The sequence below is a fragment of the Dictyobacter formicarum genome (assembly GCF_016587435.1).
Map to the genome: position 1 here is coordinate 59,882 of NZ_BNJJ01000033.1, position 26,296 is coordinate 86,177.

Here is a 26,296-nt window from a genome sequence, read left to right on the forward strand (position 1 = left end):
CTCAATCTGATCTGGTCGAAGACGTAGCGGCATGGATCGCCTGATCAAGTTGCTTCCAGAAAACATCGGTGGCATGGCGCTGGATTGCTTCGTTGCCAATCGTTACCGGTCGGCAGCCATCGTTCTCTGCTTTGATGACGACGAGTAGCTGCTTATGCTGTTGGAAAGTCAACACATAGTGCGGTCCATATTCAAGGGTACAGAACTGGTTCTCAGGTAGAACTGGTAGCCCATAGCTCGTAGCATACAATTGTCTGACCAACGCCTGATCTGTGAGCGTCACGGTGTGCATCCCTCCCTGAGGATTGGGAAGCTGGATCTGGACGCTATCAGGCTGAACGTTAGGAGGTGGCGTTGGAGCCGCTGCCTGTGCTTCTATCTGGTTGATGCAGCCGCTCAGCAGCGCGAGCAGAACTATGAACACTACTCCCGCCAGGGAAATGAATGGTATCTTTTTCATCTTCTTAGAAGCTCCATAAGTGATTGGGAACAAGCCTTAGGGCTTTTTTGTTCCTGTAAAGTATCGCATATCGCATATCGCGCTCAATATAAACTATACTCGTCGTTCCTATGAAAGCGGAAAAAAAGTGCGCGAATTTTAGAATTCTAGAATTTTAGAATTTTAGAAGCCAGAAGCTAGCAGTCAGAAGTTTGATGTTCCTGGTTGTTGTTTTGCCTGGGCTATTTCGTTGTCTTCTTGCCGTTGAAAGTCTCTTTATAGTACAGCAAGACGTTTTATTAGTGATTCAACTTTTAACACTCTGGAATACATGTGCTTCAGATATATTTGACGACCAGGAAAGATGATGTTATGGGCCAGGTTGGATCCAATGGACTACCGCCTGCTCCTCTCGCTTTACTGCACGATAGTCAGCAGGCTTTTTTTGACATGATGATTGCTGAGGTCGGTTTATGGTTATGGAACAAAGATAGCATGACCATTACCGTCCTCAATGAGCGTATGGCTACGTTTCTGAATTTGCCAGAGGTCCAATCGATCACGCTGGAGAGTTTTTTTCAGGATGTTCATCCCGATGATTATCATCGCGCCTGGCAGACGTTCAATCAAGCTATTATGGGACAGTGTGAATGGAGCTTTGAGCTGCGACTGGCCCGTGAGGGGCGGCCGCAACTATGGCTATCGTTTCAATCGCAAGCCGTCTTCAACGAGCAGGGCGAGATGATACGCCTGCTTGGCCTGGCGCACGATATTACGATCCAGCGCGAAGTGGAGGAGCGGCAGGCTAAAGAGTTGAAAGCGCTGCGCTTCCTGCTTGAAAATATGACCCTCGGCTTGCTGCATTTTGACACCAACTGGCGCTGTACGTATATAAATCAGCAGGCGGAGAAGGTTTTTCACCTGAACATTGAGCATGTGCGTGGCAAATATATCAGTGAAGTCATGCAACTCCTGCAGTCTGATACCCATCTTAACGAGACTGAGATCGTATCGATTGCCCGTTGGACCATCAAAACGCAGCTCCCCAACGACTTTGAGTTTTTTTACGTCCCTCTACAGCGTTGGCTGAAGGCGCAGTTCTATCCTAAAGACGATGGCCTCATGCTCTGTTTCATTGACATTACCAGGTCCAGACAGACGGAACAGGCGCTCAGAGCCAGAGAGGTCAAATTTCGCCGTCTGGCCGATGCCAATGTGATCGGCATCATTGTTTGTAATGTGCATGGCGAAATCATAGAAGCCAATAATATGTTCCTGAACATGCTCGGTTATACACATGATGATGTTATGCTGGAGAAGCTCAACTGGGTCACCCTTACGCCGCCAGAGTACCTGGATGCGGATTTTCAAGCATTAGAGCAATTAAAGACCAGTGGTGTTTTCCCACCCTATGAGAAAGAGTTTCTCACCTGTAGCGGAGAACGTATCCAGGTTGCCCTGACGGGAGCAGCATTAGATGAGCAGGCTGAAACCTGTATCGCATATGTGATGGATAAGACGCCGCAAAAGGAACTGGAGAGGCACCGAGCCATACTTATGAGTATTCTGGGACACGAGTTGAGGACGCCACTGACCGCTATTAGCGGCACCCTCCAACTGGTGCAGCGGCGTGTCAACCGTTATAAACTCAAGCACCAGGATCTGCCAGAAGATGTTGAGCGCCTGTTGAGAATCTTCTCCGAAGCGGTCGAATTATCCATTCGCCATACCCATATCCAGAATCGTTTGATCCATGATATGCTTGATACGGCCAGCCTCTCGCTTGATAAGCTTCGTCTCAACATGCAGCCATGCGATTTTGCCAGGGTCATCACCGAAGTTGCCGAAGATTTTCAAGTTATTTATCCAGGACAAGAGATTATTTTGCGCATGCCAGGGAAAGAAGTTATGGTTGTAGCTGATCCGGATCGTTTGAGCCAGGTTATTGCCAACTATCTTTCGAATGCGCTGAAGTATACTCAACCGAATAAGCCGATCGTGATAGAACTTATGGTTGATAGCGATGAAGCGCGCTGCCTGGTGATCGATCAGGGACCCGGCATCTCGCTGGAAGATCAGCAGCGCGTCTGGCTCCCCTTTAAGCGTGCCAAAGACGTCAAAGATTGGAGCGGTAGTGGCACCAATCTCGGTCTGGGACTCTACATTTGCCGCGTCCTGATGGAGCTCCAGCGTGGCTCTGTTGGCGTTGAGAGCATTCCCAACCATGGCGCAACCTTCTGGGCTTCTATCCCGCTGGCAAAAGAGCAAATCTGAGTTGATCTTATGGACTGATGCACAGGCATTCAAGCGTACGCTGTACTTCGGGCAGCTCTGCCACATCGGCGATGGGAAACCAGGCCAGCCCCTGTAGCATGATATGCTCCTGTCCCTCATCTTCAGGATCATAGCCCAGAATGGCCTGGGCATTGTGGTCGACTTCAACCAGGAAGGTGCTGGAGATGCCCTTATCATAGGCCGACTCAAAGAGGAAGCGAGGATTGCGACCGCGCAGGCCCGTCTCCTCAAACAGCTCGCGCAGGGCGGCCTCCTCAGCTCGCTCGCCAGGATTCAGGCCTCCGCCCGGAAGTATCCAGGACTCGCTTCCATCGCGCCAGTGATGCAGGACCAGCAGGATCTCGCTGTTGTTGTTCCGCAATACCACGGCGGCGGCGCGGGGACGAATATTCTGCGTCATTATGCTATCCATTTCTGCTCGCTAGCTTGCGAGAAAGTTGCCTTGATATTGGGCCAGGATGGCGCGGCGGCTGCCAGCTGGATACTCGTGTTCGTCGGGGGCCAGGCTATGCTCGCAGCGAGCCCCATAGGCCATAGAAGTAGTCATAGCGGCCGCGAGCGTGCGCCGCTCGTCTGGGTTGAATGGACGCCCACGTGCCGTTTCATAATCAGCAATAAAGGCCAGCATCTCCTCACGGGTGGGTGAGTCAGCCACGCCGGGCATAAAGGGAATGTAGGTAAAGGTCATGGCGGCATGGCCGACCAGTACTGGCTCCTTGTCTAGCTGCAGGCTATCCCAGTCATAGATCACATGTGCCTGCTCGCCGAGATAGCGAATATGTTTGGTGCTCCAATCGAAATGGCCCAGCATCAGTTCACCAGCGCCATTGTCCAGCGTTTCCCTGGCACGCCAGGCCAGGGCATCGATCCACTCGGCGCCTCGTGTGGTGGCTTCAAAATCGAAGATATTGCTATGCGGCTTGCCCCACAGGACGCCTGGCGGCAGGCGCTTATCAAAGAGCTTGAGATTGATGTCTGGCAGGCGCTCCTCGGGCTGGCGCAGTAGCCGCAACTGCCAGGCCAGGAGCTCAGCCATCTTCTGTCGCCAGAGGGGCTGATGGGCATCGTGATATTCACCCAGATCATCAAACTCCTCTATCATAGCAATTCCGTTGACCAGCGGTAATGGTTCGCGGATAGGATGGGTGCAGGGATAGCCCTGCTCTAGCAGGTAGCGCTGGACGCGCACCACGCCGCGCAGGCGCTCGATCGACTCTTCCGGACCGAGCAACTTGAGCACGATTTTCCGTCCATCTTGTAGTTGTAGTCCACACACTACTCCAATGCTGACCTCGTAGAAGATGGCACTAGCGATGCAGCTCCCCAGCTCGCGTTCACAGAACGTATTGATCTGTTCAACCACCAGTTGTGGCTCGGCTGTCTGGAAAATTTGTTTCAGGGGATATGGATTATACCAATCTTCTAGCTCGTCAGCGATGCAGGCTTGCAGATCCATAATAGCGATTCCTTTCTTTTTTCTGCTCTGTTAGTATCGCACATGCTGGCAATATCAACCTTTCCATTCCCAGGTGGCAATACAGCCAGCGTTTGACATTTTTGAGCCTGTGCTTTACCCTTTCCATGCAATGGGATGCCATGTTTTTGTATTTACGCGACAGGAGAGATCATAGAGAGATGCCGACTACAACCCTACCTAAGAAATTGCAGCTTAAAGCGGAACAGCACGCCCTTATTTTACATGCGCCTCCGGGCTACCTGGACACCCTTGCTCCTTTGCCACCGGGGGTGAAAGTTGTACAGTCAGGAGATGGTCAGTATGACTTTGTGCAGCTCTTCATCAAGAATCTCGCTGATTTGCAGGCCACGCTGCCGGCGGCTGTGCAGGCCGTTAAGCCCGACGGTCTGTTCTGGATCGCCTATCCTAAAGGCGGCGCGAAAGCCGGAACAGATGTGAACCGGGATATTCTGTGGGAGGCGGTTTCGCAGCATAACTTAACCGGCGTCTCCTTGATTGCCCTTGACGAAACCTGGTCTTGCATGCGTTTTCGTGCCGCCGATAAGGTTGCCAGCAAACGCCAGTAGGTAGTGCGCAAGAGGTGTGTATTTGTGAATTGGATTGATTGAGAGAGGATGTTTGGCGATGGCATTTGATGATCAGGATGAAATTGTGGCACTGGTGCAGCATATGGCGGCCATCCCGGAGCGCCTGGTGCGTGCGATGAACGGTAAGACCACGGCGCAACTGACGCGTCGGCCAGCTCCAGGTGAATGGTCGGTACATGAGGTATTTGCCCATATGCGCGCGGTAGATGATATCGTCACCACGCGCATCTATATGCTGTTGACGCGCCCGGATGCCCCCCTGGTTGCCTTTGACGAGCGGCGCTGGGCCGAGGTTGCCCACTATGCCAACCGGGACATTCACCAGTCCTTGACCCTCTTCACCCTGCGCCGCATCGAGATCGTGGCTACCTTGCGACAACTCTTTTTTGAAGATTGGCAGCGTGTCGGCCTCCATGAAACCTATGGTACCCAGAGCCTGATCGGCATCGTGCGCGACCTGGCCTCCCACGAAGGTGAACACTGCTCACAGATCGAGCAGCTACTTTCCTAATCCGTCAGGGAGCATTTTCGAGCGCGAAGCAAGCAAGCGCCCGCAAGGGGCGCACCTACGTTTTTCACCTTTCCTGTTGCGAGGTAAGCAAGCGCCTGCAAGGGGCGCACCTACGTTTTTCTCTCTATCGATCAGGCGGCGATACTTGTTTCCATCTGGCGCAGGAATTTGATCTGGAAGAGTACGCAGATGGCCAGGATGATCTGGGGGATAAAGAGCAGGGCGATAGTCGCATAGGGGCCGGTGTATTGGAGCATCAGGCCGTTGACGGCCAGGCCGATCGGTTGGCTACCAAAGGCGATCAGGCGAAAGACGGCGTTGATGCGTCCGCGCAGGTGATCCGGTGTTAAGGCCGTACGGATGCTGAGTTGTTGCACCATGTAGATGGGCACAATCACAAAGCCGAGCGAGTTGGCGACCCCCAGCATAAATGGATTGTGAGCGAAAGCGAAGAGCAGCCAGCTTAGCGCCCACACCCAGACCGAGCCGACGATCATGCGCGTCAGGCCAAAGGCGCGGTAGAGTGGTCCGGCCAGCAGCGCTCCGACCATGCTGCCAATGCCGCCGCTGGCCAGGATCATTCCTAGCTCGGCGTCGCTGGCGTGCATCTGCTGGGCCATCACGTCGATGATCAAGAGATAGCCAGAGCAGGGCGCCATCAAACCAAAGGTGAGCAAGGCCAGGAAGCGGATCAGCTTATGGTGCCAGAGCCAGTGTATCCCTTCCTTGATGTCGTGCCAGAGCGCTCCGGGTGGAGACTCGCGCTCCTGCTGAAACTGGACGCGAATGAAAAAGAGCGAGCAGACCGAGAGCGCCGTTGATGCGGCATCGGCCATAAAAGGGATGGCCCGGCCCAGGCTAAAGAGCACCGGACCTAGCGCGGGACCCAGTGTGCCGGCACTGGAAGTGATGACCTCATTGATGCTCAGGGCCTGGTGTATCTGCCTCTTGTCGACCACGGCGGGCAGCGCCGACGTGTTGGCCAGGCTGAAAAAGATGCCCAGTGACTCATTGCAAAAGGCTACGATCGCGATGTGAATCAGGGTAAGCTGATTAAGCAGCAGGGCCACGGCCAGACTCACCAATCCAAGCGTGCTCAGGGTATCGCAGATGATCATGACCTTTTTGCGATCCCAGCGGTCCACCAGCGCACCAGCTGGCAAACAGAATAGCAGTAGTGAGAGCGAACCAATGGACGTCACCAGGCCTGCGATCGCGGGCGAATTCGTCAAAGCCAGCAAAAGCAGTGGTAGCGTCACCTGGGTTACCTGTGTTCCGGTGAGCGAGATGCCCTGACCTCCAATCAAGGTCAAGAAGCCAGCATTGCGCCAGAGCGGCCTCAGCGGTTTGCGATTACCGGTCAAGAATATATTTTCTGGTGGTTGAGAGACTGTAGACACCTGTAGATCCTTTCTCAATCGCGGACAGTGCCATACGTACAATAACATGTCGGGGCACTTCCCGTATCGCGGAGCAGCTACAGGTAGGTAACACAAAGAAGCCGCAGGCACTCGTTCAACGAGAAGTGTCCTGTGGCGAAGATGCGTAGGTTGATGGATGCGGACAGTAGAAGAGGTAGCGTAGCTTAAGACAACAAGCTACAATTCCGTCCGGATGCGCGCTTTACTTTGCTTTCCTGCCGCTCAAACCCAGCGCATTCGCCTGAGCGGCCGTGACAACATAGGGTATATAGTCGTAAAGAGGCATCTTGTAATCCTTTATGTATACGAATTCATCTCTACTATAGGGTAGTATAACACGCACTTTTCCCCAAGTAAAGTTCACTGTCATGGCTTTGCCAGGCCAATCTGCTTGACACGTGCCTGAAGCTCCTGGACGATCGGCGTCGGCTGGCAGAGCACGCATTCGACAGCGTCGCAGATCGCCATGCACTCGGCGGGCGTCAATGTCCGCAGCCGCTCGACCAGCGCCGCAGCATTCACGCGCCACCTTTGTTCCAACTGATCGGCTTTTACGGCCTGCTCAACTGAGATCCAGAGACGTTGCACCTGTTCCATGTCGGGCGGGTTGCGCTGGAGCGCCTCGACGATCAGCATTGCCTCAGCCATTTGAAATGCTGGCAGGCTCTGTCGCAGCAAGCTGTAATAGCGTACCAGGTCGCGCCTGGCGATCTCGCCCGCCGGCTTACCAGTCGGGGTGCGCCCCTGCAAATTTTTTTCTAGTGTGCTCGCGGCACGAAATTGGATCAATTTAGGGTTCATATTGTATCGTTTCTATGTTTGAACAAAATACTTTTTTATTCGTTGGTGCAGCCATTCGCGCATTGCGCGAATGGCTGCACCAACGAATAAAAAACCTTTTGAGCGCCGCAGGCGCGTAGCGTCAGGGGCCGAAGGCGCGAACCGCATCGCTTTCAGACACTCTCTAAGCAACATCAACATTATACATCATACTATTTGAGTATATTTGCCTATCTGGGGATGGTGATTAATGATGGAGGAGCGCGATATTAGTAACTCCTTCTCTATATGTACAGGAAAATAGTAATTAAAGGAAAACAGAGCGTCTGATGGTTTTTATATCTCCTCCTTAAATTTAAGGATTTTTCGGGATATAGTACAAATGGCTGAGATTTCAGGGAGGAGAAGATTGATTTTGAGGTATTTAGATGGTATCATACATGCACTAGCATCAAAGAAAGAGAAGAAATGTGGTTTTTGTGGTTAGGGAGCTCTATAGTATTTTAAAGAAAGAATGCCCACTTGCCAGGAAATCCTCCTTTTCGCTTATCTGGACTGTTCATTCAGCCATGCAGATGAATAGTTGCTACAGAACGGACAGCCAGTGTCAGATTACGTGCACGTGTCGCGTGGCCGACAAGATGCGAAAAGTCTTATTCTTCTCAAGTTCTTAAGTTGGGCCATACTACTACCAGTACTATCAGGCGTTATAAGCGCCACGCCATGGGTATCTAATGCCTGGCTGGTTTTGTTAACATACGCGACCGTGTCTATCCATGATCGCTAGATTGGTTGATGCGCAAGCAGCGATCTTATGGTGGACCTGGATTGTAGCCTGTGTACTGGCCTGCTGGTTCGGCTGAGGACGTATCACAATAAGCGATAGAAAGGAGAAGAGTGTCAGCACGAGGATTAGGATCTGGAAATCGAGCCTCGGCTGACACCGTGCTTCTATGAAAAGCATACCATTGTCATTTATGACAGTCAAGAAAGGTAATTTCGTGTGTAGTGACATATGTGTCACTGCGTTCAGGATCAGGCTGGAGTTTTTTGATCAGGTGGGAGGGGTGCAATGAATCAGAAAAGTTCCTTTAAAGATGTGGAAAATGTGAGTTATGAGCTGCCTCAGCCAGCATTGCGCTGGCATGAGCGCTATGATCGGCCTGTCCAGCCCGCCGAAAAATTGCGCTTTCTGAACGTGGTAGAGATGTTTTATCACAGTACCAGAATTACTGAATGGGGCATGGCATTTGTGCGCTGGATTGTATTTGTCGGCGAGCACATTCGGCCTGTCGCCTATTATAAGCTGGCGGAAGTGGCCGCACATTTTCACCTCTCCGAACGTCAGACGTTGCGCAATCTCCAGGCACTGAAAAAGAGCGGACTCCTACATATCACGACATATTTTGACAAAAATGGCAGGAGATCAAAGTATCGCTGCTATGATTGCACTCCATTCCTCAACTGTATTGCGGAACTAGTGCGCAAACACGTTCAGGCTGGCCAGCAGCAGGTCTCCTGTTTAGTTTCTGACATGGCTTCCACTGTTGCGCCCGAGTCATGTATGACACTGTGCCCTCCTGACAACGATCACATAGCCGGAGCCTCGTCCTCGGACACATCTGTCCCAACCGCTGTCATTTCGGGCGTGATGCCTGAGTCACATATGACAGCGTGTTCCTCTGATGACGAAAACATAGCTGAAGATTGGGACACATCAGTCTCAAATGGTGCAGCATTGATCGATGCGCCCGAGTCATGTATGACGTTGTGCCCTTCGGCCTATGAATGCGCTGCGGGAGGCTGTTCATCATCCTGGGACACATCTGTCCCACACAGCACAGCCATTGATGAGACAGATGTGTCCGCGCCAACATCAGCCACGGATGATGCTGGCAATGAGCCTGGTATGTCATGGATGTCCATTTTTTGTTTGTTGCCCGCTTCGAATTCGAGTACAAGTTTTAGTAACTATAATAATATTATTAATATCTCGACTTCGAATTCGAAACAGACAAATGCACAAGAAGCAGATGGTGGTTTTCTGATCCCGGCGTCTTTTTTCACTACCAGCATTGATGACGGGAAGATTTGTGAACCTCAGCATTGTGAGCGCATGGAATACATGGTCCACCATGAGTTCTGTCCTGCTACAGCAAGCGAGCAAGTAGCAACTGAAAGCCAGCAAGCAGAGTGTGATGGTCTTTTGGAGCAATGTGCCGCGCAAGCAGGCGAGCAAAGATGCACAAGCGAGCAAGCAGCAATAAGCGAGCCTGCCTGCAAGGCCGCAACCGGCGCGAGCAAGCATGCCTGTGGTTCAAGGGCGGCTGCGCGCCAGCGCATCAGCGCTCTGCTGGCTGAGAGCCGCGCGGCCAGCGACGCAGAACTGGGTGCGCATGCGAAGATAACCATCCATCGCATCGCACGCGCCTTTCACGATATGGCCGCGTACTCCTCGCATGTGCAGGCCACCACCCTCTATCGTCACCTGCTGCGGATCAATCAGGTTGACGACAAGTACACACTGCCTGACCTCGATCTTTTCTTCACCGAGATGATGCAGGAGACCTACGAGAGGCTGCGCCACGTAGAGTTCAGGCGCACCGATAGCCAGCGGCGTCCCAATGGCATGCCACTGTTCTTCACCGATTTGCGCGAGCAGGTCGTCCAGCTGGTCGAGCACATCCAGCGGCGGCGTGCCCAGGACGCGGCTGTGCCGTCTGCCATGCCCGAATCCGCGCAGCAAGACCACGCATTGCCCGCCTGGAGGCCCCAGCAGCCGCTAACCAGTGTCGACGAGCTCTTATCCGTTTCCGATAGCCACAGACTCTCGCAATACGTGGAAACCATTCCCCTGGACGACCCGGAGGAACTGGTAGCCCAGGCGCGTCGCCTGGATGTCGTTTTGAGCGACGAGGAGGCCAGCCAGATCCTTAGCGGCACTGCTTCGGAGCAGTTGCACGAGCAGGTCATACAGGCGGTCAGAATGGGTTTCTATTACGAGATCAAGGACAATTGTGTGGTTCAGGCTGGCTATTATGGCAGATAGCGGCGTTTGTGGTAGAGAGGATGGTGTGAGATGGCTGCTCAATATGTGACCCCTACCTCTGAGGCGTTTCCATTCTGGTGCCAGAAGCTGTTGCGCCGTTCAGATTGGGTGCTGTTGGATACTGAAACCGCTGAAATAGCCGGTCGGCGTGCTGAAGCTATTGCGATCGCGGTAGTTGATCCGCGTGGCCAGGCGATTTATGATCGCTTGTTTAACCCTTTTGTCATCAACCAGAGTGGCCGGGGATTTGAGGACCCGCACGAGCTGGCAAGCTTTGCGGCGCGCTGGGCTGAGCTAGATGACGTGTTGCGCGGCAAGCTGATTGTTAGCTATGGCGCGGCCTACAATTCGCAGGTCCTGCTGCGGACAGCGGCCCTGCGCCAGGTTGAGATGCGCAGCTACTGCTGGCAGTGCGCCATGATCGCCTATGCCGAGCACTGGGCCGAGCCAGGACACTATGTTGGATCATGCCGCTGGCAGCGCCTGACCGAGGCATGTCGGCGCCAGCGCATTCGCCGTCCCGACTATGGCTCACAGGCCCTGGCCGATGCCCTGGCTACCTGGCAACTCATCCGCGCCAGTGCCCGCCAGCGGCCGTATCCGTTGCAAGTATAAAATCTATCACGAAGAACATGGAGGACATAGTAACAGCTCCCCTCTCTTGTGCACAAAAGCGCACTAGGGGAGCGCCCAAACCCTGGTATCGGTGAAGATAGCCACATCAAATGCCTGTGGATGTGAGCCCGTTTCTATCACGCCTACTTCTTTATCTGAGTTCAGAAGCATATCTTTTCGCCAAATTTTCGTTGAATCTGCTTTTTGATCCTGCAATGGTGTAGAAATCCGCGAGTATATTGTGCTTTCTGGCATCAGAATGTTGTAGAATAGTAAGCAGTACGCATTGCTGGTAATGTGTATACTCGATTGTGATTCGTATCCTCTAAAAGGAGTACATCGTGCAGCTAGTTGATTCTGACTGGTACAATTCCTGCTCAATATTGCCCCCACCAGCCGTCGCCTCCCGCTAGGGCAGGTTGCACGGTTTGACTCGCACCGTCATTACACAGGCACATCGGCCTGTGTCTATCTAGCTGCCTGCTTCCTGCCCTGGTTGCATTATCGTTTTGTATCTATGCAACAGAGGAAGGAAAAAACTTCGTGTACTCACAGCATGCAGCCTATCGGCGCAGTTTCTGGTTTGTCGTGTGTGCTTCACTCTTTTGGGGGACCGTCGGGGTCGCGACCCGCTTCATCTATGCGCAAAGCGCCACCAATGCGTTAGCACTCGCCTTCTGGCGCCTGGCCCTCGCCACACCTGTGTTTCTTATAGTCTTGTGCCATCAGCGTGGTCGCCATAGCTTCCAGATCAGATGGCGCGATCTGGGAATAATGCTTGGGATGGGGATGATGCAGGCGCTCTATCAGGCATGTTACAATCTGGCGGTTTTTTCGGTTGGCGTGACGATTGCCACATTGCTCGCGCTATGCGGTGCCCCGGTGTTTATCGCGCTATACTCCACCTGCGCCGCCCGGCGCCTACCGTCCACGCGCATATTGCTGGCCATGGGCTGCGCACTCCTGGGAACCATCCTGCTCGTCGGTTCAGGCGTGCATCCGGTTGCTGGATCGTTTTCGCTGGCCGGCATCGGGATTGCCATTTTTACCGCCTGCTGTTATGCCGTCTATATTCTGCTGGGACAGCGGCTGACCGCGCTCTATCATCCTCTCCAGATCAATACTATTGCCTTTGGCTCGGGCGCGCTCTTGTTGCTGGGCGTTTGCCTCTCATCCAGCAGCCTGGTTGCGACCTATCCACTGCCGAGCTGGCTATTACTGCTCTACCTGGGATGTGTCCCGACCGCCCTTGCCTACGGACTCTTCCAGGCCGGCCTGCGCTCGTTATCCGCTACAGTCGTCAGCGTGGTGACCCTTTGCGAGCCGCTGGCCGCTGCCCTGCTGGCCTGGCTGTTCTTCCATGAAGAATTAGGCTGGTTGGGCCTCCTGGGCGCTGCCCTCTTGCCAGCCACGCTCGTGCTGCTCGCCCGTTCCCAATAGAAAATTGAATTCTAGATATAACAGGCAGGAGCAATGCCACTTATCGGGCATTGCTCCTGCCTGTTATATTAGTTGCTCATGATCAATAATCACGTGCGGAAGGCTGCGCGCACATTGCGATCAGCAAACAGGTAGATCAGGATGGCAAGAGCGATAACGGCCTGTAACAGTGCGCCAGTATTGCCATTGACCAGTAGAAAAATGCCATAAACCAGGGAGATTGCCTCCAGAACAACGGCTACCCAGAAGGCCCAGGGTTTAAGCGTCCACAGTCCCCATGCCAGGACCAGAGCAATGATACCCATAATGATGGCAATGATGGCTGCTGCTGCACTGACATTTAGCAGGAGAATACCTCCCAGGATCTCGAACACACCGCCAATTGCCTCCAGCACCGCAATGATCGTAACTCCAAGCGGCCGGCGCTGAGGCACAAGAGTATTGTTCATCATGAACTCATATCCTCTTTCATGAAGATTATAGTGTAAAACAATAAGAAAACTAATTATGTGAATATATGCATGCGTTTACTTATTATGTACGAGCAAAGTGATAAAAAAGACTCATATTTATGTTTATATTGTGGTATGTTTTTTCCAATAAAGACAATAATAGATTGAGTGGACTGAGAGATAATGAAAAAATTAATTCGATATAAGATATGCAACTTGCATTGACCATCTTGAAATGTCACCGAAGGGAAAGCCTATGGCAGATGCCCCATATAGCAAAACAATACACTAATATGCACGACTTGTATTCCTATAGTCAATATTCAGAATATTTGTAGACGCACGCTCTCGGGAGTGACGCTGTGATAGAATGGACTGGCGAAAGCTAATATCTGGCATGAACCAATACCTGTCTACATCTGGTTATTGATTTATGCTCATTATTTGTTGGAGGATAGTCATGTCAGGTCAGCACGCTTCTCCTCAGTCGAAGCGGGAGCATCTTATCGAAGTGGTCCTTCAGGCGAGTCGTGAGAACAGCACCACTGCCGTCTTTTTTCATGCCAGCATGGCTGATCGCATGGGACTGGGCGCGACCGAAGAAAAGACGCTCTCGCTCCTCGATCGTTTCGGTCCCCTTACTGCTGGTGAGATCGCGTCTCAGACAGGCTTGACGACCCCTTCTGTTACGAGCCTGCTTGATCGCCTGGAAAGCAAAGGCATGGCGCGGCGTGTGCGCGATCCCCATGACCGGCGCCGCGTGATTGTGGAACCAGACCCGGAACGGATGGCGGAGCTCAATCAGATGTTTTATTCCGTGCAAGCGACCTTTCAGGACTTGCTCACAGTCTATAGCGATGAGCAGCTTGAAACCATTGCTGATTTCCTCACCCGTTCGGTCCAACGCTCTCAAGAGTTTATCGCTACCCTGCAGGAGAAAGACGAGGCATGACCTGCACCAGATGGAGGGGCATATTGCGACTGGCAATGGCCGCCGGAACTGCTTAAGGCGGTCGATTAGATCTACTACGCCTGATACAGGCCAGCTGGAGCCGTCCCTGAAGGAGCGTCGAATCAGGAGAGCCGGGCCTGATAGCCTTGAATCGCCTCTCGGGCCTCCTGCAGGCTGACCTCGGTGCAGTCGCGATAGTAACGGATGGCGAGCAGGATGTAGCCGGCTCGCAACAGGAAGTTGATCGCCTGGAGATCGGGATCGCGCTTGCCCTGTTCGAGCGCAGTGGCGTCGCTGCTCTCGATCATCTGCTCGATCTGCTGGATCACGGTCTGCGCTACCTCGGCCTCGGCGCCAGTGCTTGAGCAGAAGTAGGCCTCGGCATCGCGCCGGCAATGAGCCTGCAGCAAGAGATACATCACCATGGGATCGGCATAGGTGACGGAGGAGTTCCTGGCAACGGCTGATGGATCTCCATACATCGCGGCAAAATCCCTGATGGCCGCTGCCGCCTCCTGCCAGCTGGTTCCCTCTTGTTCCTGGTAGAGCATGATGGCCCGCTGCTCAAGCACGTAGAGCAGTGAGGCTGGCTGTTGTGCCAGCGTCCTGACCAGCGTTGTCTGCACCGGCCGAAAGGCAGCAACTATGCTCTGCCGATTCTCCCGCACCTGGCTAATCTGCTGATAGAGCAACGGCGAGCGCTCGGCGTGAATTGTTGGCATCCGGTATGCTGGTCTGCTAGATCGTGGCTGCACATCCACCTCTAGCGTCCTTTTCGGCCGCCACTTATCCTTTCGCTGGCTGTACTTCGTACCCAGGAACGGCGGAACAAAAATAATCACAAACACAACCACTAGCCAGAGCCACGTATTTCCCATAAAGTCGCATGCCTCCCTGCACTATCTATTAAAAATTTTGGCTGTATATGCTGCATTTTTATTATTATAAACGAGCTTTGCGGTAGTATACCACGTAAATTGATACATGTATATTCTTATATTTATGGTGGTAATTCTGTGATGGAACATAATAACTGTATAGGCGGCCATTAACGTTTACTTGCTTGATCTTCTTGATCAAAAATGTGTTAATCTGAGAGGCGGCATCCAAAATAGGAAGACCCTGCGGGCAATACATTTCATTTATTAAGAACATCGAAGGACCAAACGCAAGAAGAAAAGCGGACCCCCGTAGGTGCGGCCATCAGCGGCTGCTTGCCCCACAAACGGTGGGGCAAGCCGGGGCCAGCCCGGCACCTACCCACGCCGCTCAAAAAAGCAGATGTGGTGTGTTTGTTCTTGACGCATCTGAATGCATCATATATCCTTAAACGGTTGAGTTTGTCCTCGTTTATTTGTATGTTGCGTGCGCGTATTGAAAGTAGAGGTGGGTGCATGTACCATCCAACCAGCCGCGTGCTGGCGGTGCTTGAATTGCTGCAGGCCAGGCCATCGATTACGGGTCCGGAGCTGGCGGCGCGTTTAGAGATGGACGTGCGTACCATTCGTCGTTATATCATGCATCTGCAGGATGTCGGTATCCCCATCGAGTCGAACATTGGCCGCCACGGAGGCTACCGCCTGCGTCCCGGTTTTAAGCTGCCGCCGCTCCTCTTTACGGAAGAGGAGGCCACGGCCATTATGCTGGGCTTGCTGGGCACGTCCTGGTTGGAGATTGGTCAACCGGCGGTCGCTGTGGAGGGGGCACTGGCCAAGGTTTCTCGCGTCCTGCCGTTGCGGGCCCGTGATCGCCTGAAGGCTATCTCTTCTCACCTTTTCTTCTTCTCGCCTCAGCAGGATGGACGTCCCGATGTGTCTTTGTTGATGAGCCTGAGCGAGGCAGTTGGGCAGCGGCAGCGCGTGCGTATCGATTATCGCTCCACGCGCGATCAAAGTACCCGGCGTAAGGTAGAGCCGTATGGCATCGTTGGCTGGGATGGTCGCTGGTACCTGGTTGGCTACTGTTGCCTGCGCCAGGACATGCGCACTTTTCGCCTGGACCGCATTCAGAAGATTGAGCCATTGGAGGAGCCGTTTGAGCGCGATGAGGAGTTCGATTGCCGGGCCTATGTAGAGAAGCGGTATAATAGCCAGCCAGGCCGTTACCACATTCAGATCGAGTTTCAGGCTCCGCTCTACACCGTGCAGCAGCGCATCCCTGCGTCCTATGGCACGTTGACGCCTACCGCCAATGGTGTGATGTTTCAATGTCAGTACGATAATATTGAAGGCCATGCGCGCTACTTGATGGCCCTCAACCTGCCGTTTGTTATCCACGAGCCGCCAGAGCTGCGTGACGCCTTCAAGCGGCTGGCCGCAAAGATGCTCCAGATCGCGGATAGCCGGCCTTCATCTGAACCTGCGGCCGATAGTTGAAGTGGCGGTCGCGCCAGATTAGCATATTAGTTGAGCAAGGGAAGGCTCAACCAGAAGGTTGAGCCAGTTCCTCGTTCGCTTTCTATCACCAGAGGGGGTCAGATACATGCTTAGAAATGTGTGGGTTCGATTGCATTTCGGTTATGCTTGTGATAAAAGATAGATATATTCTTATGAGTAAATGGAGCGCCATGAAGACTAAAAATGAAGTAATCTCCCACATCATAGCTATTTTTAGTGCTATTTGTATTGTTATCCTTGATCAATGGAGCAAGAATCTGGTGGTGGAGCGCCTGAGTCCGCCGGATAGCGGACGCATCGTCTCGCTGCTGGGCGATTATTTAACGCTCTATTATGTGCAGAACTGGAATTCGGCCATGGGCTTGTTGACCAATCCAGTGCTGCTGGCTGTGCTGATTGTGGTTGCGCTGGTGGTGCTGTTTTCCTTCTACTGGCGCCTGTTCCGTCGCGGACCTCTAGTCTACAAGGTGCTCTTTGGTCTGATACTGGGCGGTGCGGCCGGCAATATTCTGGACCGCTTTATACGTGGTGGGTATGTGGTCGATTTTATCTATTTTCGCCTGCCTCAGATTGGTTTCAGGTTCTATATATTTAACATCGCGGATGCCGCAATTTCTGTTGGGGTGGCGCTGCTCTTTATCCTGTTGCTCTTTTCCGACTCCCGTCGTTCCCAGCCCAAAGAGCAGGCGGACACCGCGCAATCTGCCAGCACGTCTGGCAAGCTCTCACAATAGGGTGCGCCGTACCCGTTGATGAGCGTTGCGCCTGGCTACTGGCTGGCTGTGCTCGATCAGAAGCCGGCCATAGATGGTCGCCCGTGTCGTTCCGGCACATAGGACGGCAGGAAGCGCAGCAGATCATTTATGGCATCGTCCCACTGGTCCATCAGTTTATGCTGCTCCCTGACCAGCGCCTCACGACGATTGAGGATCGTCCAGGTGCCGATCAGGTCCACCTCTTCATCCAACATCTGGTTGATTTTCTGTTCCATTAAGGTATCGAGCTCACATATACGTTGTGTCAGATCCTCCACACGCGCAATTGCCTCTTGATATGTGGCTGCTTGTCTCATCATCGCGCTCCTGAATCTCTTGTATCAACTGGCTGACAAGGGTTACATCTACAGATGTCGATAGGATGTTGATGTTACTCGTTATGTGGTCGATTCTACAATCAGTTTTGTGCAGCCCCTCTATTGCCGTCAGCGTATCCCGTAGTAATTCTCGCTGTCAAACACAACCTGTTCATATCCGCAGGGGGGCGTCAACCGCCCCGCAACCCTTAATTAAAACTATGAAGTGCAGATGTAAAGTTTGATTTCCGTGACGCTCAAATTATCGAAGCCGCGAGCCTGTACTCTGTGCTAGATATGCCTGTGGTGTCTTAAAACCCTCCACGCTTGCATCTGTGTTGTATGGTTAGAATGTTGCCAAGAAAGCATGGCCGGCCAGGGCAGCACTGCATGCATACGGGCATGCATCAAGCGAATATGTAACCATCCTGACAGAAATGTAGAGGGAGGCATTATTATGTCTGGAATCGCTGCCAGCCATCTTTCCATGTGTTATCGAGTTCCTGTGCGTGAGGCTAGTCTGCGGGGAGCGCTGGGCTCGCTGTGGCGGCGCCGCTATCGTCAGATTCAGGCGGTCAATGACATCTCGTTTTCCATTGAGCCCGGCGAGGTTGTGGGCTTTATTGGTCCTAATGGCGCGGGCAAAACAACGACATTAAAGATGTTGAGCGGCATCCTGCATCCCAGCGCCGGAACGGTTGCTGTGCATGGCTTCACCCCCTGGCGACGTGAGAGTGCCTTTTTGCGCTCGATCGCCTTGATCCGTGGTAGCCAGCCGCTTGGTGGTCCCACCGAGCTGACTGTGCTGGACTCACTGCGTTTCCAGCAGACGATTTATGACGTTTCTGCCGCGGACTTTCGGAAGAACCTGGCTGAACTGACCGAGCTCCTTGACCTGGAACAGCTGCTGGCTCGCCAGGTGCGCGCCCTGAGCCTGGGCGAGCGTATGCGCTGCGGCCTGGCGCTCTCCCTGCTCTATCGGCCCCGTGTGCTCTTTCTGGACGAGCCGACGCTGGGCCTGGATGTCTCGGCCGTCAACATGATCCGCCGCTTTATTGCCAGCTACTGCCGCCGCACCGGCGCGACCGTCCTGCTGACCAGTCATTATATGGTGGATGTCGAGACTCTCTGCAATCGTATCATCCTTATCGATAAGGGGACAATTCAGTATGATGGTGGCTTGAGCGAGCTGTCGGCCCGCCTGGCGCCCTCGAAGTTGCTGCGCGTCTCTTTTTCTGATAGCCGTGATCGGGACTGGCACGGCTATGGCGAGCTGGTCGAGTTGAGTGAAAGTAGCGCCGTGCTGAGTGTGCAGCGGGAACAGGTGCCTGGTGTGACGGCTCGCCTGCTGGCCGAGCTGGCCGTTACCGATCTGGCGGTGGAGGAGCCGCCGCTGGAGCGTGTGATCGACCAGGTGTATCGGGAGGGCGCGCTATGAGACGCTTGCTGATCCTGCTGCTTACGGCGACCTGGCGTCAGATCCTACAATGGCTGGCCTGGCGTTCCTTCCTGCTCACGATGGCTATCAACCAGGCAATAGTTCCCCTGCTGGGCCTGACTATCTGGTCCGTCGCTTTGCCTGGTAGTCCGGCTATCTCGACCTACTACATCGCCCTGCTGGTCTGCCAGCTCCTGACTGTCTCGTATGAGCAGCATACCTTCTCCAACGGCATTTATGCGGGCGCGCTGAGCCATGATCTGCTCAAGCCCCAGCCGGTGGTGCTGGGACCCCTGGGAGCCAATATCGCTCTGCGCCTCTGGCATTTTGTGGTTGGCCTGCCGCTGATTCTGCTGCTGGAGCTCTTTACCCATGCTCACTTTGTCCTGCTGGATATATTGCTGGCTATACCCGCGCTCTTGCTGGCGGCCACGCTGCGCTTTTTGTTTACCTATCTTCTCTCGCTCTCGGCCTTCTGGACTGAGCAGGCGCATGGCGTGGTGGGCTTTGGCGAGACCCTGCTCTTCCTGCTTGGCGGTTCGGCGATCCCGATCCCACTTTTTCCCGTTAGCCTGCGCTCCCTTGGGGAAGCGTTGCCGTTTCGCGCCATGCTCGGCTTCCCGGCTGAAATTGTCAGTGATCACCTGGCTTCGCAATCATTGTTGCTCGGCTATGGCTGGCAACTGATCTGGATTCTGGTCTTTTTGTTGGCGGTCATCCTGGCCTGGCAGGCTGGCGTGCGCCGCTATACCGCGATTGGAGGTTAAAGCAAGTATGCGTATCCTGCGACTCTCAGGTTTGATCTTCTCACTCTCGCTGCGCCGCGAGCTCACTTTTCGTGCCAACTTCCTGTTCCAGGCCATGATGACCCTGATCGGCGGTGGCTCCGGCTGGATTGCGCTCTCTCTGATCTACACGCAGACGCGTAGCCTGGCCGGTTGGAGCCAGGGCGAGGCTGGCATCCTGCTAGGCACCTTTCAACTGGTGAGCAGCTTCCTGGCTGCCTTTATCGAGCCCAACCTGAGCTGGTTTGGCGGCCAGATCAAAGACGGCAAATTTGACCACCTCCTCTTGCGACCCGTCTCCAGCCTCTTCTCGGCCAGCCTGGGGAGCTGCGCCCCGCTTGCCATCACACAGGCCCTGCCTGGCCTCATCATCATCATCATCAGCCTCCACCAGCTCAGCCTCGTCCCCTCGCTCTGGAACTGGCTTGGCTGGCTTCTCCTGCTCGTCGTCGGCTGCACCATCACCTGGGCCTCCCGCGTCCTGCTCGCCAGCCTCGCTTTCTGGACGCCCGCCATCGAGCTGGATGTCCTCTACTCGGCCTTCTGGCAGTTTGGACGCTATCCCAGCGACATCTACCGCCAGCCACTGCGCTCGCTCCTGACCTTTATCCTCCCCATCGCCTTTGTCGCCACCTTCCCGGCCCGCACCCTCACCCGTGGTCCTGACCTCCCCATCCTCCTTTCCGGAACCGCCCTTGGCCTGTTTGCTATCTTGCTCACCCACCTCGCCTGGCAACGCGGCCTCCGCCGCTACACCAGCGCCACCTCGTGACATGAACGCTAATTGCCTTCGATTATTTCACCATCGTAGAGATAATCGGAGGCAAGCTCCGCATCTATGGATGCATGTCGCGGGTTGCCACGGGTGCGAATATCATCGATGATATTGCAATGCGGCGTCAATTGATTTATGCTGCTCTTGCTGTATTTGTACAAACACGATCAGGGAGGTATGCTTCATGAAGGGCCTGGAGTTGGCGGAGAGCTTTTTCTTTGAAGCGGTCTTGCCGATAATCGAGCGGGAGTTCCCACAGTTGGAAGACCGCTATGCGGCGGGACTGCTGGGCTATGGTTCAGACGTTTTGGGGCATGATGATGAGTGGTCGCGCGACCATGAATGGGGACCGCGCTGCATTCTCTGGCTGAACGATAGGGATTACGCGCGCTTCGCTGAGCGACTTAATATGACCCTCAATGAGCGGCTGCCCGAGCATTTTCGTGACTTCGCGACCCGCTTCTGCTTCGATGAGGAGGTTGGTTGCCTGGTGCCTGCGCCCTCTATGGAGGAGGGCTTTCATCACGTGGCCATTACGACCGTGGAACGCTACCTTGAGCTGCAATATGGCCTGACCGATCTGGAGCCCACGATGTTCGACTGGCTCTGCATCCCTGAACAGAAGCTGCTGGAGCTGACCCGTGGCAAGATCTTTGATGATCCAGTGGGCGATATCTCAGCCGTTCGCGAGAACTTTGTCTATTTGCCGGATGATGTCTGGCGCTTCAAGCTGCTCTACGCCTGGGAGAAGATCAAGGACTATGATGTGATTGGATTGTGCGCGGCGCGCGGCGATACGCTGTCGGCCAGGATGATGCTGTACAAAACGGTTGAGCACGTTGTGCGCTTGACCTTTTTGCTCAATCGCACCTATTATCCTGGCACCATGAAATGGTTTTCGCGTGAGTTCTACGCCCTGCCGCGCCTCGCCCAGGAGATCGGGCCGCGCCTGGAGTCGTGTCTCGTGCTCGCCGATCTGTGGCAGGCCGTTCTTCTATTGGAAGAGGCGCTCTTTCTGCTATTTGAGGAGCAGCAACGACTTGAAATCACGCGCCCCTGCCAGCTTCTGCCACCCTCTCCATATAGTCGAGGCCAGATGCGTGCCTCATTTGTAGATGTGCTGACCGCTTTGCGCGAATCCTTGCCACCAGAGCTGCAGGCCGGCGAGACGCCGGGCGCCATCGACCAATGGGTAACAAATGACGATATGCTACTATTCGCCGATAATTTCCATAAATTCAAGGCCATCTACCAAAATAATGATAAAACTCCCCGTGATGATGTTGGGGACCTCATGGTATAGTTATTCAAGCGCTTTCAATGCATCGAGTGCCTGCCGGGTTGCAGTGGTGGCGCGTGGATCACTCCTTTCTTGTCTCAGGATCAATGCCTGCTCGAAGCAGGCGCGGGCCTCGGCTATCATTCCCTGCTCGACAAAGCAGCGGCCTCGATGCTGGAGGATGATGTCCTCATATTGCACCTGGTGGTAGTCCCTGGCTTTCTGCAATGCTTTCTGAAACAGTTCCTGCGCCGAGCTGCGCTGACCAAGATATTGCTGCGCCGTGGCCAGATGGAGTAAATTGGTGACCTCCAGGCGTTGATCTCCTAAAAGCTGGGCCAGTGCGAGCGCTTGCCCTAGCAATGGTGCCGCCTCTCTCTCTTCACCCAGGATAGTGAGACGGGAGCCGAGGCGGCTCAAGCACTCCAGTTGCATCTGCTCATCACCATGTGCGCGCGCCCGTGCCAGGTCCTCGTAATCCTGCTCAACTTTTTGCGTCAGCGCAGCGCGATCTTCCGTCTGGAAGCGTTGAAAAAAAGCTGTCGGCTCTTGATCCATTTTTTTCTGCTCCTTCTTCTCACACTATGAAGACACAAGCCAGACACACCCGGGCTGGTTTGCGTAGCAGTGGCTTTCGCTCAATTTGATTGTAGATTGTCACTATATGGTACTCTTTGTAGAACAGGAATGCAATACGGTTATAACATCATATGTCTTGTAGAAATAGGAGAGCGAGATTACTTGTTTTATGCGTGGGGGCTTGCTATGGTAAGCTCCTATCTGACCAGCCTCAGTTTTGAAAACAACTCCGTTCGGAAGGAACTTGGAAGGAGACCGTTGATGCCAGACATTCGGTTTGATGATTACTATGCGATTATCCCCCACCCAAATACTTCATCCATCCTTCTCTTGAAGAGTGAAGGTGGATGGACCTTACCCAGGGCAACCGTTCCACTTTCTCCTGACGATGGGAGGTGGCGCGACGCTTTTCGCATCAACGCCGCTTTTTATCAGCTCCTTGGCATCACTGTCACCATGCTGGAATGCCTGTTTGTGAGCCCATTTCCAGGGGTCGGCCAGCACGGCAGTAGTGTCTTTGTGATGAGTAATCACGATGCGGAATGGACTGCTCCTCCTGAAGGGGCCTGGGTCTCACATGAAACCCTTAAAACGCTCTCTTTTGTCATCCCTGAACATCGCCTGCTGCTTGAAACCTGGCTGACGCAGACAACATCCTCGAAGATGGATGGGCTTCCCTGGACACGAGATGGATGGTTTGAAGAAGCATCGGCCTGGATACACGCCCAACTCCACAGGCAAAATCTGGCTGCGACAGGACCAATTGAGCAAACACGCTCCTGGTTTATCTCATCCATTCTGCGCGTTCCTACAACGGCCGGAGAGGTGTATTTCAAGGCTGTTCCGAGATCAGATGTGCATGAACCACTGCTTACCCGCTGGCTTTCAACACAGTATCCTACATTCGTTCCGCAGGTGCTCGCTGTCCATGAAGAGCAACGCTGGCTCCTGATGAAAGCCGTGACAGGCGAAAAAATGCCTCCAGATGCCAACCCACTCGACTATCTTCCCCGGTGGAAAACGTTGCTGCAAACCTATGCGCTTATGCAGCGTGACATGGCTTCGCATATGGAGAAATTACTCTCCCTCGGGTGTCATGACTGGCGGCTGGAATCATTAGCAGAACTCATCGATCCATTTTTGGCCGAACTTCCGATGTTGCTGCAAGGAGCGTGGAATCCACTGACCAAAGAGGAACAGGACGATCTCCTGCGTCTTGCTCCCCGTCTGAAGTCTTCGTGCGCCGAATTAGCGCGTCTAGGCATTCCAGCAAGTGTGCATCACGGAGATTTCCACCGTGGCAATATCATTGCACATGAGACAGGGTGTGCCTTGCTCGATTGGGCAGGATTTGTAGGGGTGACGCATCCCTTTTTAAGTCTCTGGGTCCCACTCAGCGATTGGGGAGAGTCTGCACAGAAGATCCTTTGTGAGAGCTATCTAGAAGTGTGGAGTGATTACGCGCCGCTGGAGCGCCTGCGTGCGGCTCTTTCATTGGCCCATCCCTTAGCCGCACTTTGCGGCGCGCTAGGACATCGTCACCAGATCCGTCATGCTCACACTGCTCTTGTGTGGGATATCCTTGGTGAACAAGAGCACCTCCTTGATTGTTTGAGAAGCCTCTTCGTATTGATGGGTCAACAGGAGTGAGTACAAACGCCAGGTCGCAGATGCCTCATTCTTGACAAAAAACGAGGTTTCAAGCATATCTTTTAGCGTGAGGAAGCGTGCTCCACCAAACAGATTATATGTACTATTGACAGTAATTGCTCAGTATGGTACATTCCGCTTATGAATATACTTTATTTGCGCATTGTACGAGCAAATGTCCCTGCCTCCTTGCGAGCCTGAGTATAGAGCTTACAAGGAGGCGTGGTCTCAATACGAAGAGTAATTTTCTCCTCGTCCGCTGATGTAGCTTGAATTACATCAGCGTATAGTGTTCTGCTTTTTTTCTTTCCCTCCTCTTTTGTGCGCCTGGGCCAGGCTCCCTCATGCTCTGGCCGCCTCTTCCATTTTATTGCTATGCACATTTTCCTTTTCTCCAGAGGTCTGGCTAAGAGTAAGAGCTTTGACTTTGTCATCTCATAGCAATCTGGAAGGCAGGTAATTTCATGGCAAAACAACACCATACTTCGACCGAGCAGCACGATATCCTGACTCTCTCTACCGATACCATCATTACCAGCAGGAACAATCCAAAGATTAAACTGCTCCGCGCCCTTTTGAAGCGTTCTGAACGTGAGCGCACCGGACTGGCCCTGATTGAAGGCTTGAGCCAGGTCTTGGAAGCGTCGCAGCAGCCTGGACTGGTGCGCCAGCTGATTGTGGCGCCCGACGTGCTGAAAAGCCACCCAGCCTGGCAACTGTTTGACGCCCACAGGCAACAGGGTTGTCCCTACCTTTGTGTTAGCGCCGATGTGTTGCAATCTTTTCAACTCAAATATGCGCAGCAGGGGATTGCCGCCGTCATCGCTCAACGCTGGGAATCCCTTGCGCAGGTGACGCTTGCGGTGAGCGATTATTGGCTGGCCCTGGAGGCCATTGAGTACCCCGGTAACCTGGGAACAATCCTACGCACCTGCGACGCCACTGGCTGTCGAGGCGTGTTTCTGCTAGATCACACGGCCGATCCCTACGATCCCGCCGCCCTGCGTGCCAGCCGAGGAGCTATCTTCACGCAACGTCTAGTCAAAGCCTCTTTCCAGGCTTTTGTAGACTGGACCCGGCGGCACAATTATCCAATTATCGGCACCTCCGACGCAGCCGCCGTCCATTACCGCCAGGCAAGCTATCCCGCGTCAGCCATCCTGCTCATGGGCAGCGAGCGCCAGGGCCTATCTCCTGAGCAGCAAGCAGTTTGTGATCTCGTCGTCAGCATTCCCATGCGCGGCACCAGCGACTCCCTCAACGTCTCAATCGCCGCCGCCGTCGTCCTCTACGAAATCCTACAAGGCGATATCTATTGAACGCGCCGTTGCTTCTTATAGCCGAATTAACCAGGCCGCCTCGCCTCTAAGCCATGGCGGCCTATGAATCGATAAAGGTGGCATAGGATTGCTCAGGCGAGCTATACGACTCAATACTCTAAGGCCAGAAGCTGCTTGATTTTGTCGGCAGTTCCAGAGTTGCTACACGGAGTGTGAATCAGAAGCCGAAGATCGCCGGAATCGACCGTCTGGAAAAAGAGAAAATCAGGTGACGGCCGGGAATGAAGTTTGGGGATGATCCGATCCATTGTCCCGCGTTAATTGAAGCGGTGTATATGTGCCGGTAGCTCGGCCAGGCTTGCCAGGTGCAGGTCTGGCTGCCTCTCGCCCGGAGATTTTGGCCCGATCAGCACGGTATGGGCTCCTAGCTGTGCGGCCTGATCGATAAAGCGCGGATGATCATCGACAATCAGCGCCTCGGCTGGCTCTATACCAAGGTCGGCGAAAATGCGCTCATAGTAGTGAGTCATGGGTTTGAAGGTATTGACCAGGTCTGGACCGTAGAGCCGGCCAAAGCAGTCCCGTACCCCATCCCCTCTAAATAGTAGCTCAGCTCGTTTGACGGCTCCCCGGACGCGGTATGCAGCGTATAGCCTTCGCTGTGGAGCCTCTGAATGGCCCCTACCGCGCCCGGAAACGCCGACCGCACACGCGGAATGATAAAGGCATTGGACTTATGAAACAGCTCAACACATTCCTCCTCAGAGGGACTAGAAATATTCATCAGCGCGCACATTCCCTCCAGCCAGTCCAGCATATATTGATGATAGAAGCTGGGATAATCCGACGAGGCCTCCAGACGCAGCAGCCAGTTGCGCGGCTCAATTAATTGATCCATGACGCGAAAGTTGGCCTCGCCCCACGCTTCTCTGCTCCCTCCCAACCGAGGCGCAAAAAACTCTCCCACCAGCTGTTGCCACTGCGGCCCCCGCAGCGTATTATCATTCATCACCCCACCATCATC

Annotated in this window: 26 protein-coding genes; 15 read left to right on the forward strand and 11 right to left on the reverse strand. The window is 53.8% G+C overall.

Annotation, left to right across the window (positions count from 1 at the left end):
- Position 1 precedes the first annotated feature (1 nt).
- Complete coding sequence (locus JMI88_RS35535) at positions 2-460, reverse strand: hypothetical protein (RefSeq protein WP_201366773.1); 459 nt, start codon at positions 458-460, stop codon at positions 2-4.
- Positions 461-811: 351 nt separating this feature from the next.
- On the opposite strand from JMI88_RS35535, the gene JMI88_RS35540 reads away from it, so the two are divergent.
- Positions 812-2,713, forward strand: a complete 1,902-nt coding sequence (locus JMI88_RS35540; RefSeq protein ID WP_201366774.1) for a sensor histidine kinase — start codon at positions 812-814, stop codon at positions 2,711-2,713.
- Positions 2,714-2,720: 7 nt separating this feature from the next.
- On the opposite strand, the gene JMI88_RS35545 is transcribed toward JMI88_RS35540, so the two are convergent.
- The gene (locus JMI88_RS35545) at positions 2,721-3,134 is read right to left on the reverse strand and encodes an NUDIX hydrolase (RefSeq protein ID WP_201366775.1); all 414 of its coding nucleotides are present in this window, start codon (positions 3,132-3,134) and stop codon (positions 2,721-2,723) included.
- A gap of 21 nt (positions 3,135-3,155) precedes the next feature.
- On the reverse strand, positions 3,156-4,190 hold the full coding sequence (locus tag JMI88_RS35550; protein ID WP_201366776.1) for a hypothetical protein: 1,035 nt from the start codon (positions 4,188-4,190) through the stop codon (positions 3,156-3,158).
- A gap of 179 nt (positions 4,191-4,369) precedes the next feature.
- Between JMI88_RS35550 and JMI88_RS35555 the strand changes: the two genes are divergently transcribed.
- On the forward strand, positions 4,370-4,777 hold the full coding sequence (locus tag JMI88_RS35555; protein ID WP_201366777.1) for a hypothetical protein: 408 nt from the start codon (positions 4,370-4,372) through the stop codon (positions 4,775-4,777).
- A 58-nt stretch (positions 4,778-4,835) separates the two neighbouring features.
- The gene (locus tag JMI88_RS35560; RefSeq protein ID WP_201366778.1) at positions 4,836-5,309 is read left to right on the forward strand and encodes a DinB family protein; all 474 of its coding nucleotides are present in this window, start codon (positions 4,836-4,838) and stop codon (positions 5,307-5,309) included.
- 131 nt (positions 5,310-5,440) lie between these two features.
- Here JMI88_RS35560 and JMI88_RS35565 read toward each other — a convergent pair whose 3' ends face one another.
- Complete coding sequence (locus tag JMI88_RS35565) at positions 5,441-6,709, reverse strand: MFS transporter (RefSeq protein WP_201366779.1); 1,269 nt, start codon at positions 6,707-6,709, stop codon at positions 5,441-5,443.
- A 387-nt stretch (positions 6,710-7,096) separates the two neighbouring features.
- Positions 7,097-7,531 carry a hypothetical protein gene (locus JMI88_RS35570; protein WP_201366780.1) on the reverse strand — a complete coding sequence of 145 codons (435 nt, stop codon included), beginning with the start codon at positions 7,529-7,531 and terminating at the stop codon, positions 7,097-7,099.
- Between the two features lie 1,051 nt (positions 7,532-8,582).
- Here JMI88_RS35570 and JMI88_RS35575 point away from each other — a divergent pair.
- The 3 genes from JMI88_RS35575 (at position 8,583) to JMI88_RS35585 (ending at position 12,614) form a co-directional block, all read left to right on the forward strand.
- Complete coding sequence (locus tag JMI88_RS35575) at positions 8,583-10,559, forward strand: hypothetical protein (protein WP_201366781.1); 1,977 nt, start codon at positions 8,583-8,585, stop codon at positions 10,557-10,559.
- Positions 10,560-10,589: 30 nt separating this feature from the next.
- Positions 10,590-11,174: a 3'-5' exonuclease gene (locus tag JMI88_RS35580; RefSeq protein WP_201366782.1), complete on the forward strand. Its 585-nt coding sequence runs from the start codon at positions 10,590-10,592 to the stop codon at positions 11,172-11,174.
- A gap of 543 nt (positions 11,175-11,717) precedes the next feature.
- Positions 11,718-12,614 (forward strand): DMT family transporter, encoded by an 897-nt coding sequence (locus tag JMI88_RS35585; RefSeq protein WP_201366783.1) that lies wholly within the window; start codon positions 11,718-11,720, stop codon positions 12,612-12,614.
- Positions 12,615-12,703: 89 nt separating this feature from the next.
- Here JMI88_RS35585 and JMI88_RS35590 read toward each other — a convergent pair whose 3' ends face one another.
- Positions 12,704-13,066, reverse strand: a complete 363-nt coding sequence (locus JMI88_RS35590; protein ID WP_201366784.1) for a DUF2127 domain-containing protein — start codon at positions 13,064-13,066, stop codon at positions 12,704-12,706.
- A gap of 460 nt (positions 13,067-13,526) precedes the next feature.
- Here JMI88_RS35590 and JMI88_RS35595 point away from each other — a divergent pair, with 460 nt between their 5' ends.
- Complete coding sequence (locus tag JMI88_RS35595; protein WP_201366785.1) at positions 13,527-14,018, forward strand: MarR family winged helix-turn-helix transcriptional regulator; 492 nt, start codon at positions 13,527-13,529, stop codon at positions 14,016-14,018.
- A 122-nt stretch (positions 14,019-14,140) separates the two neighbouring features.
- Here JMI88_RS35595 and JMI88_RS35600 read toward each other — a convergent pair whose 3' ends face one another.
- Complete coding sequence (locus JMI88_RS35600; RefSeq protein WP_201366786.1) at positions 14,141-14,896, reverse strand: hypothetical protein; 756 nt, start codon at positions 14,894-14,896, stop codon at positions 14,141-14,143.
- A 516-nt stretch (positions 14,897-15,412) separates the two neighbouring features.
- Here JMI88_RS35600 and JMI88_RS35605 point away from each other — a divergent pair.
- Together JMI88_RS35605 and lspA are read left to right on the forward strand one after the other, a co-directional pair.
- Positions 15,413-16,393, forward strand: coding sequence for a helix-turn-helix transcriptional regulator (locus tag JMI88_RS35605; RefSeq protein ID WP_201366787.1), 981 nt, complete (start codon positions 15,413-15,415; stop codon positions 16,391-16,393).
- Between the two features lie 191 nt (positions 16,394-16,584).
- The gene (lspA, locus tag JMI88_RS35610; protein WP_201366788.1) at positions 16,585-17,148 is read left to right on the forward strand and encodes a signal peptidase II; all 564 of its coding nucleotides are present in this window, start codon (positions 16,585-16,587) and stop codon (positions 17,146-17,148) included.
- 56 nt (positions 17,149-17,204) lie between these two features.
- On the opposite strand, the gene JMI88_RS35615 is transcribed toward lspA, so the two are convergent.
- Positions 17,205-17,489, reverse strand: a complete 285-nt coding sequence (locus JMI88_RS35615; protein WP_201366789.1) for a hypothetical protein — start codon at positions 17,487-17,489, stop codon at positions 17,205-17,207.
- 454 nt (positions 17,490-17,943) lie between these two features.
- Here JMI88_RS35615 and JMI88_RS35620 point away from each other — a divergent pair, with 454 nt between their 5' ends.
- From JMI88_RS35620 to JMI88_RS35635, 4 genes are all read left to right on the forward strand, one after another.
- Entirely contained in the window at positions 17,944-18,924 is a 981-nt protein-coding gene (locus tag JMI88_RS35620; RefSeq protein ID WP_201366790.1) for an ABC transporter ATP-binding protein, read from the forward strand.
- Positions 18,921-19,691 (forward strand): ABC-2 family transporter protein, encoded by a 771-nt coding sequence (locus JMI88_RS35625; protein WP_201366791.1) that lies wholly within the window; start codon positions 18,921-18,923, stop codon positions 19,689-19,691. The genes JMI88_RS35620 and JMI88_RS35625 overlap by 4 nt, the downstream gene beginning before the upstream one ends.
- Before the next feature lie 7 nt (positions 19,692-19,698).
- Positions 19,699-20,481: an ABC transporter permease gene (locus tag JMI88_RS35630; RefSeq protein ID WP_201366792.1), complete on the forward strand. Its 783-nt coding sequence runs from the start codon at positions 19,699-19,701 to the stop codon at positions 20,479-20,481.
- A 187-nt stretch (positions 20,482-20,668) separates the two neighbouring features.
- Positions 20,669-21,787, forward strand: coding sequence for a DUF4037 domain-containing protein (locus JMI88_RS35635; protein WP_201366793.1), 1,119 nt, complete (start codon positions 20,669-20,671; stop codon positions 21,785-21,787).
- Here JMI88_RS35635 and JMI88_RS35640 read toward each other — a convergent pair whose 3' ends face one another.
- Positions 21,788-22,321, reverse strand: coding sequence for a tetratricopeptide repeat protein (locus tag JMI88_RS35640; protein ID WP_201366794.1), 534 nt, complete (start codon positions 22,319-22,321; stop codon positions 21,788-21,790).
- A 282-nt stretch (positions 22,322-22,603) separates the two neighbouring features.
- Here JMI88_RS35640 and JMI88_RS35645 point away from each other — a divergent pair, with 282 nt between their 5' ends.
- The gene (locus tag JMI88_RS35645) at positions 22,604-23,992 is read left to right on the forward strand and encodes an aminoglycoside phosphotransferase family protein (RefSeq protein WP_201366795.1); all 1,389 of its coding nucleotides are present in this window, start codon (positions 22,604-22,606) and stop codon (positions 23,990-23,992) included.
- A 464-nt stretch (positions 23,993-24,456) separates the two neighbouring features.
- Entirely contained in the window at positions 24,457-25,311 is an 855-nt protein-coding gene (locus JMI88_RS35650) for a TrmH family RNA methyltransferase (protein ID WP_201366796.1), read from the forward strand.
- 278 nt (positions 25,312-25,589) lie between these two features.
- Here the strand turns inward: JMI88_RS35650 and JMI88_RS35655 are convergent, their stop codons facing one another.
- Positions 25,590-25,802, reverse strand: coding sequence for an HAD family hydrolase (locus JMI88_RS35655; RefSeq protein WP_236023209.1), 213 nt, complete (start codon positions 25,800-25,802; stop codon positions 25,590-25,592).
- Positions 25,799-26,296: hypothetical protein (locus tag JMI88_RS35660; RefSeq protein ID WP_236023210.1), on the reverse strand; the 498-nt coding region annotated here is incomplete at its 5' end. The genes JMI88_RS35655 and JMI88_RS35660, both read right to left, overlap by 4 nt.

Bases quoted from the DNA above. Each gene is read 5' to 3' on its own strand.
- JMI88_RS35645 (WP_201366795.1), top strand. From the start codon at position 22,604: ATGCCAGACATTCGGTTTGATGATTACTATGCGATTATCCCCCACCCA.
- JMI88_RS35615 (WP_201366789.1), bottom strand. From the start codon at position 17,489: ATGATGAGACAAGCAGCCACATATCAAGAGGCAATTGCGCGTGTGGAG.
- JMI88_RS35550 (WP_201366776.1), bottom strand. From the start codon at position 4,190: ATGGATCTGCAAGCCTGCATCGCTGACGAGCTAGAAGATTGGTATAAT.
- JMI88_RS35620 (WP_201366790.1), top strand. From the start codon at position 17,944: ATGTCTGGAATCGCTGCCAGCCATCTTTCCATGTGTTATCGAGTTCCT.
- JMI88_RS35540 (WP_201366774.1), top strand. From the start codon at position 812: ATGGGCCAGGTTGGATCCAATGGACTACCGCCTGCTCCTCTCGCTTTA.
- JMI88_RS35535 (WP_201366773.1), bottom strand. From the start codon at position 460: ATGAAAAAGATACCATTCATTTCCCTGGCGGGAGTAGTGTTCATAGTT.
- JMI88_RS35640 (WP_201366794.1), bottom strand. From the start codon at position 22,321: ATGGATCAAGAGCCGACAGCTTTTTTTCAACGCTTCCAGACGGAAGAT.
- JMI88_RS35650 (WP_201366796.1), top strand. From the start codon at position 24,457: ATGGCAAAACAACACCATACTTCGACCGAGCAGCACGATATCCTGACT.
- JMI88_RS35630 (WP_201366792.1), top strand. From the start codon at position 19,699: ATGCGTATCCTGCGACTCTCAGGTTTGATCTTCTCACTCTCGCTGCGC.
- lspA (WP_201366788.1), top strand. From the start codon at position 16,585: ATGAAGACTAAAAATGAAGTAATCTCCCACATCATAGCTATTTTTAGT.
- JMI88_RS35590 (WP_201366784.1), bottom strand. From the start codon at position 13,066: ATGATGAACAATACTCTTGTGCCTCAGCGCCGGCCGCTTGGAGTTACG.
- JMI88_RS35625 (WP_201366791.1), top strand. From the start codon at position 18,921: ATGAGACGCTTGCTGATCCTGCTGCTTACGGCGACCTGGCGTCAGATC.
- JMI88_RS35560 (WP_201366778.1), top strand. From the start codon at position 4,836: ATGGCATTTGATGATCAGGATGAAATTGTGGCACTGGTGCAGCATATG.
- JMI88_RS35605 (WP_201366787.1), top strand. From the start codon at position 15,413: ATGTACCATCCAACCAGCCGCGTGCTGGCGGTGCTTGAATTGCTGCAG.
- JMI88_RS35555 (WP_201366777.1), top strand. From the start codon at position 4,370: ATGCCGACTACAACCCTACCTAAGAAATTGCAGCTTAAAGCGGAACAG.
- JMI88_RS35545 (WP_201366775.1), bottom strand. From the start codon at position 3,134: ATGACGCAGAATATTCGTCCCCGCGCCGCCGCCGTGGTATTGCGGAAC.
- JMI88_RS35595 (WP_201366785.1), top strand. From the start codon at position 13,527: ATGTCAGGTCAGCACGCTTCTCCTCAGTCGAAGCGGGAGCATCTTATC.
- JMI88_RS35635 (WP_201366793.1), top strand. From the start codon at position 20,669: ATGAAGGGCCTGGAGTTGGCGGAGAGCTTTTTCTTTGAAGCGGTCTTG.
- JMI88_RS35600 (WP_201366786.1), bottom strand. From the start codon at position 14,896: ATGGGAAATACGTGGCTCTGGCTAGTGGTTGTGTTTGTGATTATTTTT.
- JMI88_RS35580 (WP_201366782.1), top strand. From the start codon at position 10,590: ATGGCTGCTCAATATGTGACCCCTACCTCTGAGGCGTTTCCATTCTGG.
- JMI88_RS35570 (WP_201366780.1), bottom strand. From the start codon at position 7,531: ATGAACCCTAAATTGATCCAATTTCGTGCCGCGAGCACACTAGAAAAA.
- JMI88_RS35655 (WP_236023209.1), bottom strand. From the start codon at position 25,802: ATGACTCACTACTATGAGCGCATTTTCGCCGACCTTGGTATAGAGCCA.
- JMI88_RS35575 (WP_201366781.1), top strand. From the start codon at position 8,583: ATGAATCAGAAAAGTTCCTTTAAAGATGTGGAAAATGTGAGTTATGAG.